Below are 14,437 nucleotides of genomic sequence, written 5' to 3' on the forward strand. Positions count from 1 at the left end.
TCTACAAAATACTTTTATATACATCAAGATATGCCTGGCTAACTTCTTTCCATGTGGGTACTAGATATTTTTTATTTATTCTATCAGGACAATTATAAAAAGATTGTATTTGGCATTGCAATTTACTCATATCTTTTAAATCCCCAAATTCAGCATATCCATCATATAATCCCCTTGCCCATCCCAAATCAGGCAAAAAGACCGGACACCCTAATGCAAAAGCCTCCAAAGTTGCGTAATTAAAAGACTCTGTCTTGCTCAAGAGAATAAAACCTCTCGCTCTTTTCAAATATTCAATTTTTTCTGCTTCTCCTACAAATCCTTTATAAATAACATTTTTATTATCAACAAGAGATAAAAATTCAAGATAATAAGGATCATTCTTCCCATATGGTTTTCCAAGAAATATTATTGGTAAATTTAACTTCTTTGCTATTTTGCCTAAAAGAACGTTATTTTTCCTTTCATGAATTGTACTAATACTGATTAAATAATTAGATCGTACAGGGAGGTTCTTTTCTATAAAATATTTATCATCAATTCCATGCGAAATAACATAAGACTTATCTAACTCCGCATTAAAAAGATAATTTCCCATTAGTTTATCAGGGTTTGAAGGATAAATATAAGCGTCTGCAATAATGGGATACTTAAAGCCTAGACTGGTTGCATAGTTAGCAAATACTCTATTAAAAGCTTTTATGAACAATTTTCTGCCGAATAATTCTTTTTTCCCTTTAGAAGTATATCCATCAAGATAAACATAACTAACAATTTTAATGCCTTTTATCTTTGCAAATTTAGCAGCATTACTTGGCAAATAAAACATATTTATTATATCTCCATGCTGCTTTTCATCCCACCATTTTAAAGGCTCCACTTCAACACCCAACTCAGGCAAATGCGTCATTAACCCCTCAACCAGAACCTGCTCTCCCCCATGCGCCCAAGCAAACGGATACTCAACATCAAATAATATTTTCAAATTAATCCCCTTTATAATATTTGCTAACTAATCCATGCGTTTTTGGCAAACACAAACAATCATATGATAAAACAAATTAGGAAATAGTTTTAATAAGATTCTTGCAAGCAAACTTAACTCTGCACGACCATTTTCATAATCCCATTTACCACCAAAAGGAGTAATGTCATGAAAAACTGCATCAGTCTTGAAGGCCGGAAAGATTTCAAGAACTTTAAAACCCGCATTTCTCACATATCTATCAAACGTTTTTAGTGGAATTCTATATTCAAAAAAATAATAACCTTTGTCATTTATTCCGTGCATAAGCTGTAATCCATTTATCTGCTTTTTTAAGAGTGTTATCAAATCATTAAATTTATCTCCGTTTTTTCGCTTTAACATAAAAGATTTTATAAGCTGAAAAGGTTTTTTTATTGTGTAAACTAATTTCCGTACCGGGGTTACTATGGGAACAGTGATTATCAACGTTCCGTCATTTTTAAGTGTTCGATAAGCTTCTTTCAGCGCCAACTCCGGACCATCAACAGAATGTTCTACTGTTCCTAAGGATAAAATCATATCATATTCTTCATCGTTTATTTTTGTGTCCCGAGCATCACCTTGAATTATTTTAATATTTCCATCGTATGTTTTAATTCTGTCAACAGTCTGTTGACTCCAATCTAATCCGGTAATATCATATCCCTTTCTGTGGAAATAGAATACCCATTTGCCAGAACCGCAACCGGACTCCAGTATTTTCATTCCTTTTTTAATATATTTTTCAAATATTGAAAATATTTCAGTAGATGGGCAATCTTTGATATGTTTTTCGATATCCTGGGATGCCCATTGAGTATCAAATTTTTCCTTAATTGGATTAATGTTCATGTAATTAGTAACTCCTTATTATTTAGTAAACTTTTATATATCTGTGCAATTTTTACCCCATATTCACTTATGTCACACATTGCACGTACTTTTAGATAACCTTGTTTACCTAAATCATTTCTCAAACTTGAATCATTAATCAGATCAATAACTTTTTCTGCAATCTTCTCAGGATGCCCCGAAGGAATAAGATACCCGGACAAACCATCTTTGATAAAAAAATCTGATGTTCCTGTTGCAACAATTGGTTTAGAGCAAGCCATTGATTCAATGATATCCCGTCCCCAAGGGTCTCCTGCCAAAGAAGGTCTAACAATAATATCTATAGCTTCAAGAATATTAAATACTTCATATGAATAAGGTACCATCATTACATGTTCTCCAATATTATTATCTTTAATATATTTTAACACTTCTTGTCTATAATTACTTCTAAAAACAAGCCTCTTTACAACTCTCTTCCATATTGGCAATTGAGGATAAATACCCAATAGTACAAATAAAAAAGGATATTTTGTCTCTTTTCTATCAATTATTATTTTCAAAGCTTTTAAAAAATCAAAATGCCCTTTTGATTTATGAAATTGTCCCATCATACCAACAAGAACAGTTTCATTTTTAATCTGATTATCTTCCCTAAACGTACTTTGTATTTTATCGATCTTAGAAAAATCAAAGGGATTAGGAATAATATGAAGGTTCGGATGCCCGATAAAATTTTGGGCTTCATTATCACTAATTGTAATAATAGCATCGGAATATTTCATGATTTGATTTATCATATATTTCTGAACTATTCCAAAGCCATATTTTGGAATCATTTCTCTAACATGTGTAACAATTTTTATATTGGAATGTTTCTTAATAAATTTATGAACATGAGGAAAAACACTGCTGTTAACATGTAAAATATCTATTTCTTCTTTTTTTAAAAGCCCAACAAGAGCCTTAGGTTTGTACAATTTTTTAAGATAAAAACTCAAAAGAGAAGTTCTTCCTCCTGCCTGATCGTTATATATATGAGGCATTTTAATCAGCTCTATCTTCTCACAATGTTTAAGAAAATCCTTTTTCATTTGTTCTGATTTACAGGAAGTAATATAAAGATTTTTTTCATATTCATTGTTATCTATAGATTTTATAAGAAGATACAAACTCGTGGTCGCACCCCCATAATATAGGCCATGTCCTAAGTATGCAATTTTCTTTCTGTTTTTTTTCATGTCTTATATCTTAAATATATCAAAAACAAAAAACTTATTTACTGAACAAATTTATAATTTTTTTGCCAAATGCTACTATTTTTTTGTGCCAATAATCATAAGAAGGATAATCATAATGCGATTTTTTCTTGAGATCCATGATTTCTTCAAATACAGTTTCAGAAAACCCCATTTTTTTAAGAAAAAAATCCTTATCTTCTTTTAGTTTTTCGCGCGAATACAATTCTTTAGTTACTTTTTCTAGGGCTTCATCACGAGAAATTTGACCAGAAGAAATCAAGCAAGAAAGAAATGCACGTCGTTTATCCACATTATATTTAGTCGGTAAAATATAAGATTGATAAAACTGTGTTATTTTTGATTCACCATGTTTCCCTCCATAATCACGCCAATCTAATTTATTTTTTAAAATATCAATAGCTTCTTCTTTTTTATAGGAAACATAATTTAAAATAGATATTACTTTGACACTATTAAAATATCTATATCTTATATATTCAAAAAAATTTAACAATGGAAACGTTTTAAGTTTCATACCACTTCCAAATCTTTTATATATTGATTTTATGTTTAAACTGTCATATTTTATATTAAAAAACCAACTTGGAGGCATTATAGATTCAGTTGCAAGATTAGTTCCAGCTAAAAAATATTTTATTTTCTCCCCTCTTGCTATCCTGTCAATTGCTACAACAATTGCATTATCTGAAAGCATTTCAAGATCAACGATAGATGCTCTTAAAAAAGAGATTTGTAAATCTTTAAATTCCTCCCAATCTATAACATACGTATACAAATCAATACCAAGTTTCCTCACGATGTTTTCTATGTTTTTAATTGCTAATTCTGAATTCCATCCATTATCAACATGTACGGCAAGAGGTCTAAGCCCCATATTTTTGACAAGGTAAGCAACATATGAACTATCAACCCCTCCACTTAAGCCAATGATACAATCATATTCTCTACCTTTTCCTGCCTTTTTCATCTCAGAAAGCAGGTGTTTTAATGCTTCATCTTTAAGTTTCTCATCATTAAGGCCTATCTCTCTAAAAAGTTTTTGGTTGTTGTTGCAATAGTTACATATGCCTCTCTCATCAAATTTTATATCAGGATCAGTTGTATCCATAATACACTTTTTGCAAATTTGATAATGACTAGTCTTCATATGTTTTATTTATATATCCTTAAAAATATTTTCCAACTCATCTATTAATGGATAAGTAATTAATACCGCTCGATGCTTACCCTGAAAAACAAATATACTTCCAGCAGCAACAGCAGAAGCGCCCCCATCTTTAATAGCTAATTTAAAATCCTCAGTTTTTGAAGCTCCTCCACAAGCAACAACTGGAATTCGAACTACCTCACTAATAGATTTTATTAATTTTATATCATAACCTTGTCCTGTCCCATCTCTATCTATGGAATTAATAAATAGTTCTCCAGCACCCAAACTTTCTACCTGTTTTGCATGTGTTACAGGATCTAATCCTGTTTTCTGTTTCCCTCCCCTAATGTAGACTTCATGTTTTCCCCACAGATTACTTTTTACATCAATGGAAACAACAACACTTTGGCTTCCAAATATATTAGAAACGGATCTAATAAACTCTTGATTTTCTACTGCATAGCTATTTATAACAACTTTTTCAATGCCTAGATTAAATAATTTTCTTACGTCTTCAATGCTATTGACTCCCCCTCCATACCCTAAGGGCATAAAACATTCGCTTGCTATATCAGACAATAATGAATAATTTGGCTTTTTCCCTTCAATTGTAGCTGTAATATCAAGTATTATCAATTCATCAACTTCTTTGTCATTAAATATATTTACAGCATTTATGGGATCTCCAACATATTTAGGATTGGAAAATTTTATTGTTTTAACTAGTCCATTATTTTTTAATAACAGACAGGGAATAACCCGATTTTTCAACATAATTCAACAAAATTCCTTAATAATTTCATGCCAAACTTATGACTCTTTTCCGGGTGAAATTGAACGCCATAAATATTTTCCTTTTGGACGCTTGAAACAAAATCATAGCCATAAAATGTTTTAGTTAATTCAGCACTAATATCATTACATATAAGGTGATATGAATGCACAAAATAGAACTTGGGATCGCTAAACATTTCACTGAAAAGCAAACTTTTTTTCTGTGGAACAATCTGATTCCATCCCATATGAGGAATTTTTAAGTTTTGGTCATGATCTTTTAAATTAAATCTAACTGTCTCAGCATCAATCCAGCCAAGTCCCGGCAATTCACCTTCTTCACTTTTTTTGGTAAACAACTGCATGCCTAAACAGATGCCTAATATTGGACTTTTTTCTTTAAGAACTTTTTCTTCAAGAATCTCTATCAATCCTAATTGCTTAATCTTCCTCATCCCATTATCAAAAGAACCAACACCTGGAAATATAAACTTGCTCGCTTTTGCAATCACTGAAAGATCAGAAGATATTTGAGCCTCTACCCCGATTTTTTTCAACATATTAAGGATTGAACCAAGATTTCCCATTCCATAATCAATAATAACTATCATTCAATAATTCCTTTAACAGATAAACGTCCATAATAATTCTTCATGAAGGTATTCATGGCTATTAATTTCAAAGGATTTTTAATTAATTTCAGTAAAAATCCTTTGAATAGTAAAAAGAACAGTTTAACCCATAGAAACACTTTAAACATTCGTTTAAACTTATTTGACTCTAATTTTATTAAAGTATTAAAATTTAATGAATAGAAAAATAAAGATAACTTAGATAAATTTGGATGTTTTATTACAATATTTTCATAATAATTCGTATTTGGCTCCGCAATAATTAGTTTTTTGTCTTGATACCATTCAAATATTGGCGTTTTTTTAAACGGCATAAAAATTGTACAAGCAGCAGAATCAACCTTTGCTTTGATATTTAAATCAATTCCTTCCCAAATAGTTTTTTCTGTATCCCCTGGCAAGCCAATCATATTAAATGAATTAGTTCGAATATTATATTTTTTTAATATATGAAAAGCTTTTATAATTTGATCGTTTTTCATTTTACGATTCAGATATTTTTCTCTTATATACTCATTGCCAGATTCAATCCCTAAAGTAATGCTTTCACAACCAGAATTTGTTAATTCTTTAGCAATATCATCATTTATCGCTTCAACTCTTGTTTGACATTCGAATGGAAGATTTACCTTGCTCTTATATAATTCTAAAAGTTTAAAAAGATTGTTTTTATTCATTGTAAAGGTTTCATCTGAAAAAATCACTTTTTTCAATTCAAACTTTGCCTTTACCTCTATAATCTCATCAATAACATTTCCCGGGCTTCTGAACCGCAGATATCCTTTATTTTGATTAAGCATAGCAGCATTACAATAAAAACAATTATAAGGGCACCCTCTTCCAGTTATAAAATTAGCAGAATCCAAGACACCTTCTCTATAATAATATTTTAAAGGTTCTCTATCAGGAAAAGGATATTCATCTAAAGATAAAAAGACTTGTTCTTTCTTACTATTAATAATTTTGCCTTTTAACTTATAAGTTATATTTAGAGAATTTTCTTGAGTTAATTTATTATTTAATATTAATTCAAGATACTGAGGCAACGAAAATTCTCCTTCACCAAGACAGACAGCATCAACATAATCCAACTTAATTATATTCTCCCCTTCTATCATAGAATGAATTCCGCCAAAGATTATGTGAGTTGTATTAAAGTTGGTTTTAATGTATTCTGCCCATGACTTAGATAAATTATAATTCGTACTTAATACCGAAAAGGTTACTACTTCTGGCCGAATTTGCTTCATAATATAATCTAGTTGATGCTGTATAAAATCATATTTTATCGGAAAGTGCATTATCAAAGACAAATCAGGGAAAAAAACAACGCTATCAAATCCAGCTTTTTTGAGGGCTGATGAAATATACAAAGGCCCCAAACTAACCTCTCCACTACCTATTGATATAGGAACAATGTTTAGTATTCTAGGCTTATTTGTTTTTTTGTAACTTTCCATAAATTAATTCCAGTTTTCTATAATTAATATCCCAATTGGCTCTTTCTTGAGCAATTAAAAAATTTCTATGTCCCATTTTTATCCTAAGATTATGATTTGATAATAAATTTATCACTTTTGCAGAAATATCATTTGGACTTCTTGTCGGTACAATGTATCCATTTTCACCATCATTTATCCACTCTAAATAAGAAGGAATATCTGTCGTAACAACAGGCAAAGAACAAGCCATTGCTTCTAAGAGAGATAAAGAAGTTCCATCGCTAAGAGAACAAGAAAGATATATATCTGCACTGTTGAAATACTCAGGCATTTTATCGTTAGGAATTGACTCCGCAAAATAAACATAGTCTCTTATGCCTAAATTAACCGTTAATTGTTCTAACTCCGAACGTAGTGGGCCATCCCCCACTAAAATAATACGAGTATTTGGATATGCTTTTATAATTTTTGGTATGGCTTTTATAAAATCATCCACAGCATAGATAGGGAAAAAAGATCTCGTCATTAATAAAATTTTTTTATCCTCCCAGCCTAAGGCTTTTCTTATAAGGTTGTTTTTTTTATTTGGTTTAAATAAATCCAAATCTATTCCCCAAGGAAAAACTATTATTTTTTCGGAATCATAGTTTGAAAATTCAATAATTTTTTTCTTAACTATTTCACAATCACAAGTAATCATATCTGCTTTTGATAAAACATATTTTGTTTTACTCATCGTTCTTTTACTCTTCTCAGGAAAAACTAATATATCAGACCCCCAAGGCATTAATAAAAATGGATGAAAATCAGAAACTGCAGCTAAGAACCCATCTCCTTGCACCCAACCGGCATGAACAATATCAGGTTTTATTTTTTTTAGTTCTCTTTTAAACTTAATATAGCTTTGCATAAATGCTAACCAACATCTTATTTTTCTGGTAAAAATCGAATATTTTTCTGTCCCCAATAAAACGGCATTAGGATTATAACGAATTATTTTTAGGCCTCTAAGGCCAGAAATATCTTGAGGCAAATCCTTTCCAGCAAAATGAGTAACAAGGTAAACATCATGATCAAATTCACAAAGTTTTTTTAAGAATCTATAATCATGGACAATTAAATCTGAACTAATATAAAGAATACGCATTAATAAAAATCCTTACCACTAACATTTTCCATGATTTCTTTAAACTTTGGAATAAAAATTTGAGAATATTTTTCCATTCCATCTGGAGACAAATGAGTTTCATCTATAAAAAATTCTCGATCAAACTGAAAGTTTTTTTCGATGTCTATAATTGGAACATGACATTTATCTGCAGTTCTTCGAATATTTACATTTTCAATCAAAACACCTTTTTTAAGTTTTTTATATGTTGGTTTATTTTTTATTTCATCATAAACATAATATAAATAGGTAGTTAGTATGGGTAAAATGTTGTGTTCTTTGCATATTCCAATCATGGATCTAATATTTTGATTTTCAACTGTAAGATTAAAATTATTAGAAAATAAGGGATAAGACTTTCTAATTAATCTGTTCAAGTCATAATTTATATTTCCAGTTCCCATATACTTATCTAACAAGTATTCATACAAATGCCAAAATTTAATTTTGGGTAATATATCTCTTGTTATCCTAATCAATTTAGATTCAGATAAATTTCGAAATAAATGGCTATAATCACTTTTAAACTCTGGCGCTAACGCAGGAATAAGATCATTAAGACCAAATCCAAATACAATAGCTTTAGGCTTAAGCTTAACAAGAGTTGTGTAAAGATAAAATATAATATCCATGCTCGTCCATCCACCCCTTGCAACAGGTATAAAAGTATAATTGTCGCCAATCTTTTTATTTAAATAATAAGGCAAAGAATAAAAAACTTCTTTATAATAATATCCTGTGCCAAAAGTGCAGTTACCTAAAAAAATAATTAAATTGTTTTTACTAACTAATTTCTCATCAAACAATAAACCATATGAATTTGTTTTCATCGATGGATATATTAATTTATCATGAGTAATTGGTGATTCAACCTTTTCTTCTGGAATTGTACAATTTGTTTTATATGCGACTGGCAAGTATGGATGAGAAATAAAATGACTTTTATTAAATTCAATCTTATCAACCGGCTCATAAAATCTTCGATTTTTTAGTTTAAAAACTATCCTAAAAACAATTTCACCTAAAACAATTAATAGTAAAATTATTGAAACCATTATATACAACACAATGTAAACCAATTTTATCTCCTTAACAATAAATGTTCGCTTTTGTTTTTTAATTGTCTCAATATCAAGAGGATTAATTTTATTGGATTAAGCAATAATAAACTCCATGACTCCTTAATAACTTCTATTAGTCTACCATTTTTATAATATCCAAGCATAGTTGCTAAATGTATATTGTAAAAAGCTTCTTTTTTTAAGGTGGCAGGTAATAAGGGATTTCTTGCATATGCTTTTGCAATGACCGCTAAACTATCTTTTTTGTAATCTTCAGTGTGTGCCACTAAATAGTCTCTAACAATTCGATACTTTGATAATGTTTCGGCTATATGTTTTATTTGATAATGTTCTGAAATTCTAAGCCACATATCCCAATCAGCAGCACAAAACATTTTTTCATCAAAAAACCCAACAGAAGAAAAACACTCTTTTTTAACAATAACAGTAGGGTTATTAATAAAATTCGATAATAACAATCTTTTAGAAACATATCCTGAGAAACCTGAACATTTATTTTCTGAAATTATTTCTCCTGCGAAATCTATTAAAAATATGTTTGTATAAACCAATCCAACATCCTCATCCATAAAACCTTTTAAACTTTCTTCCAATTTATTTGACAACCATAAATCATCACAATCCAAAAAAGCAATGTATTTGCCCTTCGCTACTTTAATTCCTAAATTTCTTGCACTTGATACTCCACCATTTTCTTTATAAATGTAATAAATTTTATCGCCAAAATTTCTCATGGCATCTCTTGTTCCATCAGTTGAGCCATCATCAACAACAATTATTTCAAAATCACAAAATGTCTGGGCTAAAACACTTTCTACCGCCTGAGCTGTATAAGTTGCATAATTGTATGCAGGGATGACAACACTTACTTCAGACATTTCCTCTCCAATCATTTATATACTCTTTTAAAGCTTCTTCCCAGTCTCTCATTATATTCATTTCCATAAGCTCCAATTTATAGTTTCTAATTCCTTCAGATTCAGCACGAGGAGCAGGCAATGGAAATTCTTCTGAAGAAACAGGTATTACTTTAATATTCTTTCCTATTATTTCTACAATTTTACAGGCAATATCATATCGACTGCAACAACCATTATTTCCAAGATGATATAATCCATAACTACCTGTTTTAATAATTTTTTTAATACCTTCAACCAAATCTTTTGCGAAAGTTGGAGTACCATATTTATCATTTACCGCTTTAATTTCTTTTCTACCTTCCAGGCAAAACTGGATAATTTTCCCAACAAATTTTTTATCCTTTTCTCTTCCGCCACCAATCATCCATCCAGCACGAAAAATATAATATCTGTTCAATAAATTTTGAACAATTTTTTCCCCTTCATACTTCGATTTAGCATAAAAGCTTAGAGGCTCAGGAGAAGAAAATTCTGTCTGTATTTCCATTTTTTTGCCATTAAAAACGCCACCTGTACTTACATAAACCATTTCACAATCAAATTTCTGACAGGCTAAAGCAATATTTTGAGTACCTAAAGTATTAGTTCGATAAGCATGATCAATTTCTGTCTCACATTTATCAACATCTGTTTCTGCCGCAAGATGAAGAACAATATCCGGCTTATTCTTTTTAAAAAGACCAAAAACGTTATCTTTATCTTTAATATCCATTTCAGGCAAATCAGTTAAAACCAAGGCTTCATCACTGAAAACTGCTCCAACATAACTTCCTACCATTCCATTTGCGCCGGTTACTAAAATCATGTATTCCCTCCAATAAATTATCAATTAAGTATAAAAAGGCAATAAAGTTTGTTCTGTTAATGGCGAAAAAAAACTCTCCATCAACTGTCGTCCCCGAATTTTTATTTGATCAAGCTGCTTGTTAGTAAGCGTCAAAATCTTTTTTATTTCTCTTCCAATGTCTTCTGACGTTCGAGCTACAAACTGAGTTTCATCCATTGAGATCCAATCCATAGGATCAAGAGTTAAATCAATATCGCTTCGCACTCTAATTACAGGCAATCCATAAGCGATAGCATCTAAAATTGTAGCTGAGGCTGTTGCAATCAACAACTTAGATTGTGCCATAAGATCATTAATATTTCCTTCTGTAATCTCAAATTTAAAAAAAGAATCAAACGTAACATTTAAAATATCTTGCAATTCTTTCCTAGGCATCATTGGATGAGGCTTTATCAAGACTTTTAAATCCGAAATACTTTTTAATATTTTATAAGATTTTGATAATAATTCAAGAGCTGTAGATCGTAATAATGGAAGAGTTATCAAAATATAGAATTTCTCAATAGAATTACTAATATTTGCCTTTAATAAATATTGATAGCGCAAAGCTGGCCCCTCTGCCAAAACATTTGAAGGATATCCTTCTTTCAAAAGAATCTCTTTGAAAAACTTTCCTGAACAAATTACTTTATCCGGCAATGGTAGAACTTTCAGTTCATTAAATGAGGTATAGCAAGACAATAAAAGAGGAGGAATAGATGTATGTTGAAATCCAAGTAGCTTTGTTTTGGAATAATATTTTAATTTACCCATTATCAAGGGCTTCTCAGATATCATATTCTCAAAAGGTATAATGATTTTTTTTATTATAATTCCATTTTTTCTTAATTTCTCAACAAGAAAATAGTGCATTATAAGACTTGACAAAGACCCTTCAAAAAAATCTCTTTTAAATGCTTGACGAAATATTAGCTTGAGGTTCCAGTCGTTGAATACAAAATCTTTTTTAAACAAATGCCTTGATTTTAATATAATAAAAATAGTTTTTAAATAATCCGCTAAAGAATAAAAATCTTCAGGGATAATAAATTGAGCCTTTGCTTTTCTAAACCACAAGATTGCTTCTTTATATGAACGTTTTATATTGTAAATTATTGGAATAATAGCAACAGTTTCTCCTTTTCTTTTTAAGTTTTCATGGAGGTCAACAAAATAAGAATCTTTAAATAGGCCCTCATCTCCCAAATTTCTTTCTCCTACCCAAGTTCTCAAAATTGTCAATGGTATATTTTTATTAATATGTTTTACACCATAAATACGTGAATATATAACATATATTTTCTCTATAAAACTTCTTTTTGCAAAGCGGATTAAACTTATACAAGATTTCAAATAAAAACTCATCAATGCTTCTTTTTTATAGAATTTTGACACAGTATATTCTTTAAATAACTCAGATTCATAAATTGTCTCCAACAATTCAGGACTTTCAGAGAAAATACAAATGTTTTTATTTCTAATTTCATTTCCTTTTAATTGCTTAATAATATCCAAATAACAAACATACAGAAAAACGGGACTATCCATAACATTTTTTTCTGCTATTTTAGATACCCACCAGTAAAAAGAAGAAAATCGACAGCTCAAATTGCCAATGAAATCAATATATTGTCTACGAAGTTTATATGATGTTGCGTATAAAAAGTCCCCTATGTCAATATAATGAAAATTTGAAGGCAAAGTTTTTTTTAGCTTTAATAATTTCTCATAGTCTCTACCCAAAAAAAAACAGTAAAAATCTCTATCCATATCTTCTTTAGGAAAAGAAGCCTCCTCAGAAATTAATATTAACTTTTTTTTCTTTGAATTAGACATACAGATTTTTTATTTTGTCTTTTTTCATAACATCTCTTACAATTGCCAGGTCTTCTGGTGTATCAACACTGATTTTTGCATCTTTAATTACAACTGCCCTTATTTTAATCCCGTGTTCCAAAATTCTTAAGTATTCATTATACTCTATAACTTCAAGAGGAGTTGGATCCCAAGAAGAATACTGCAACAAAAATTCTTTCCTAAATGGAACAATAAAACACATTTTCAACATTTCTCTTACATTTGTCCTGGCATTGCTTGGCAAATCTGCCCTAGAACAGTATAAAATATTTCCTTCCAAATCCAGTACTGCCTTTATATCAGAAGAACTTTCTTTTTTTGCATAAGATGTAACTCCTACTGAAATGTTAAGAGAAGAGTCTTCTATTAGTGGAGTAATAACCAAATCGATATGATCAGGGCTAACCAAAGGCTCATCACCCTGAACGTTAACAACAATATCACATTCTATTTGTTGACAAGCCTCGGCAAGACGATCAGATCCTGTTTTATGATGTTTTCCTGTCATGATAACTTTAACACCATATTTCTCTCCTGCAACCTTTATCTCGTCACTATCTGTCACCAAATAAACTTCAGAAAGAAGTTTTGACCTTTGAGCTCGTTTGCAAGTATGTATCACCATGGGAATTCCTTCTATGTCTATTAAAGCCTTCCTTGGCAACCTGCTTGATTCAAGCCTTGCCGGAACCATACCTACAATTTTCATTTATCTCTTACACTCCCTTAAAATCTTGAATTATTTTTTTAAAAATCCTAAAAAGCTCGGTTACTTCCAAAGAATAAGTTATAAACTGTATTCCAATTTCCTTAAACCATTTAAGCTGTTCTTGATTGTCAGTAAAAGCTCCAACAGAAATTCCTTTCTCTCTCACCTTAGCAACAGCTCTTAAAACGGCATCTTTTACTTTTGGGTGAGTTATTTGTCCTGGCAAACCAATTGATTGGGAAATATCACAAAGCCCTAAGTAAATAACATCAATATCTTTATCCTCAATAATAGAATCAAGGTTTTCTAGTCCATTTTTACCTTCTACAATAAAAATACTCATAGTCTCTTCATTGGCTTTTTTAGTATGAAGAGTAAGATCAGAGGGTGAATAACCTGCAGAACGAGTGAAAGGAGAAAAGCCACGATTTCCTATGGGAAAATATTTAATAGACTGTAATGCCTTTTCTTTATCTGCCCTGTTTTCAATATGTGGAACCACAACTCCATACGCCCCAATGTCTAAAGCTCGCAGTATATCTGATTCATCGTTTTTTGGGACACGAATAAAAGGTGTACAGCCCTCAACTTCAGATGCTCGAATCATACCCTCTGCAGTTTCAAAACTAATAGGCCCATGTTCCATATCTATTATTACAAAATCCAAGCCCGAAGCTCCCAAAACATTAACAGAAGATTCTGAAGGTAAAATACACCAAGTACCTAAAAGAATTTCTCCTTTTTTTAATTTTTCCTTAATAATATTCTTTCTTAT

The 14,437-nt window shown here is 30.4% G+C and carries 14 protein-coding genes; all 14 read right to left on the minus strand.

Features of this window, described 5'->3' with window-relative positions; translation table 11 throughout:
• Position 1 precedes the first annotated feature (1 nt).
• Genes A2290_03425 through A2290_03490 form a run of 14 tightly spaced genes read right to left on the minus strand, consistent with a single transcriptional unit; the run spans position 2 to position 14,437 of the window.
• Positions 2–985, minus strand: a complete 984-nt coding sequence (locus tag A2290_03425) for a hypothetical protein (GenBank protein ID OGC16639.1) — start codon at positions 983–985, stop codon at positions 2–4.
• Between the two features lie 27 nt (positions 986–1,012).
• Complete coding sequence (locus tag A2290_03430; protein OGC16640.1) at positions 1,013–1,858, minus strand: hypothetical protein; 846 nt, start codon at positions 1,856–1,858, stop codon at positions 1,013–1,015.
• Positions 1,855–3,081, minus strand: coding sequence for a hypothetical protein (locus tag A2290_03435; protein ID OGC16641.1), 1,227 nt, complete (start codon positions 3,079–3,081; stop codon positions 1,855–1,857). Before A2290_03435 ends, A2290_03430 begins: the two co-directional genes overlap by 4 nt.
• Positions 3,082–3,115: 34 nt before the next feature.
• Complete coding sequence (locus A2290_03440) at positions 3,116–4,210, minus strand: hypothetical protein (protein ID OGC16642.1); 1,095 nt, start codon at positions 4,208–4,210, stop codon at positions 3,116–3,118.
• Positions 4,211–4,258: 48 nt separating this feature from the next.
• Complete coding sequence (locus A2290_03445; protein OGC16643.1) at positions 4,259–5,026, minus strand: imidazole glycerol phosphate synthase subunit HisF; 768 nt, start codon at positions 5,024–5,026, stop codon at positions 4,259–4,261.
• Positions 5,020–5,637 (minus strand): imidazole glycerol phosphate synthase, glutamine amidotransferase subunit, encoded by a 618-nt coding sequence (locus tag A2290_03450; GenBank protein ID OGC16644.1) that lies wholly within the window; start codon positions 5,635–5,637, stop codon positions 5,020–5,022. Before A2290_03450 ends, A2290_03445 begins: the two co-directional genes overlap by 7 nt.
• Entirely contained in the window at positions 5,634–7,118 is a 1,485-nt protein-coding gene (locus A2290_03455) for a hypothetical protein (GenBank protein OGC16645.1), read from the minus strand. Before A2290_03455 ends, A2290_03450 begins: the two co-directional genes overlap by 4 nt.
• Positions 7,093–8,247: a hypothetical protein gene (locus tag A2290_03460; protein OGC16646.1), complete on the minus strand. Its 1,155-nt coding sequence runs from the start codon at positions 8,245–8,247 to the stop codon at positions 7,093–7,095. Before A2290_03460 ends, A2290_03455 begins: the two co-directional genes overlap by 26 nt.
• Positions 8,247–9,323 (minus strand): hypothetical protein, encoded by a 1,077-nt coding sequence (locus A2290_03465; protein OGC16647.1) that lies wholly within the window; start codon positions 9,321–9,323, stop codon positions 8,247–8,249. Before A2290_03465 ends, A2290_03460 begins: the two co-directional genes overlap by 1 nt.
• 26 nt (positions 9,324–9,349) lie before the next feature.
• The gene (locus A2290_03470; protein OGC16648.1) at positions 9,350–10,243 is read right to left on the minus strand and encodes a hypothetical protein; all 894 of its coding nucleotides are present in this window, start codon (positions 10,241–10,243) and stop codon (positions 9,350–9,352) included.
• The gene (locus tag A2290_03475) at positions 10,221–11,075 is read right to left on the minus strand and encodes a dTDP-4-dehydrorhamnose reductase (GenBank protein ID OGC16649.1); all 855 of its coding nucleotides are present in this window, start codon (positions 11,073–11,075) and stop codon (positions 10,221–10,223) included. Before A2290_03475 ends, A2290_03470 begins: the two co-directional genes overlap by 23 nt.
• 24 nt (positions 11,076–11,099) lie before the next feature.
• Positions 11,100–12,932 carry a hypothetical protein gene (locus A2290_03480; GenBank protein OGC16650.1) on the minus strand — a complete coding sequence of 611 codons (1,833 nt, stop codon included), beginning with the start codon at positions 12,930–12,932 and terminating at the stop codon, positions 11,100–11,102.
• Complete coding sequence (locus A2290_03485) at positions 12,925–13,662, minus strand: 3-deoxy-D-manno-octulosonate cytidylyltransferase (protein ID OGC16651.1); 738 nt, start codon at positions 13,660–13,662, stop codon at positions 12,925–12,927. The genes A2290_03480 and A2290_03485 overlap by 8 nt, the downstream gene beginning before the upstream one ends.
• Positions 13,663–13,669: 7 nt before the next feature.
• Complete coding sequence (locus tag A2290_03490) at positions 13,670–14,437, minus strand: hypothetical protein (GenBank protein OGC16687.1); 768 nt, start codon at positions 14,435–14,437, stop codon at positions 13,670–13,672.

The sequence above is a fragment of the candidate division WOR-1 bacterium RIFOXYB2_FULL_36_35 genome (genome assembly GCA_001771505.1).
In the GTDB taxonomy this organism is placed as follows: Bacteria; Margulisbacteria; WOR-1; order XYC2-FULL-46-14; family XYC2-FULL-37-10; genus XYB2-FULL-36-35.

Bases quoted from the DNA above. Each gene is read 5' to 3' on its own strand.
- A2290_03445 (OGC16643.1), bottom strand. From the start codon at position 5,026: ATGTTGAAAAATCGGGTTATTCCCTGTCTGTTATTAAAAAATAATGGA.
- A2290_03480 (OGC16650.1), bottom strand. From the start codon at position 12,932: ATGTCTAATTCAAAGAAAAAAAAGTTAATATTAATTTCTGAGGAGGCT.
- A2290_03465 (OGC16647.1), bottom strand. From the start codon at position 9,323: ATGGTTTCAATAATTTTACTATTAATTGTTTTAGGTGAAATTGTTTTT.
- A2290_03450 (OGC16644.1), bottom strand. From the start codon at position 5,637: ATGATAGTTATTATTGATTATGGAATGGGAAATCTTGGTTCAATCCTT.
- A2290_03470 (OGC16648.1), bottom strand. From the start codon at position 10,243: ATGATTGGAGAGGAAATGTCTGAAGTAAGTGTTGTCATCCCTGCATAC.
- A2290_03460 (OGC16646.1), bottom strand. From the start codon at position 8,247: ATGCGTATTCTTTATATTAGTTCAGATTTAATTGTCCATGATTATAGA.
- A2290_03485 (OGC16651.1), bottom strand. From the start codon at position 13,662: ATGAAAATTGTAGGTATGGTTCCGGCAAGGCTTGAATCAAGCAGGTTG.
- A2290_03455 (OGC16645.1), bottom strand. From the start codon at position 7,118: ATGGAAAGTTACAAAAAAACAAATAAGCCTAGAATACTAAACATTGTT.
- A2290_03435 (OGC16641.1), bottom strand. From the start codon at position 3,081: ATGAAAAAAAACAGAAAGAAAATTGCATACTTAGGACATGGCCTATAT.
- A2290_03440 (OGC16642.1), bottom strand. From the start codon at position 4,210: ATGGATACAACTGATCCTGATATAAAATTTGATGAGAGAGGCATATGT.
- A2290_03430 (OGC16640.1), bottom strand. From the start codon at position 1,858: ATGAACATTAATCCAATTAAGGAAAAATTTGATACTCAATGGGCATCC.
- A2290_03475 (OGC16649.1), bottom strand. From the start codon at position 11,075: ATGATTTTAGTAACCGGCGCAAATGGAATGGTAGGAAGTTATGTTGGA.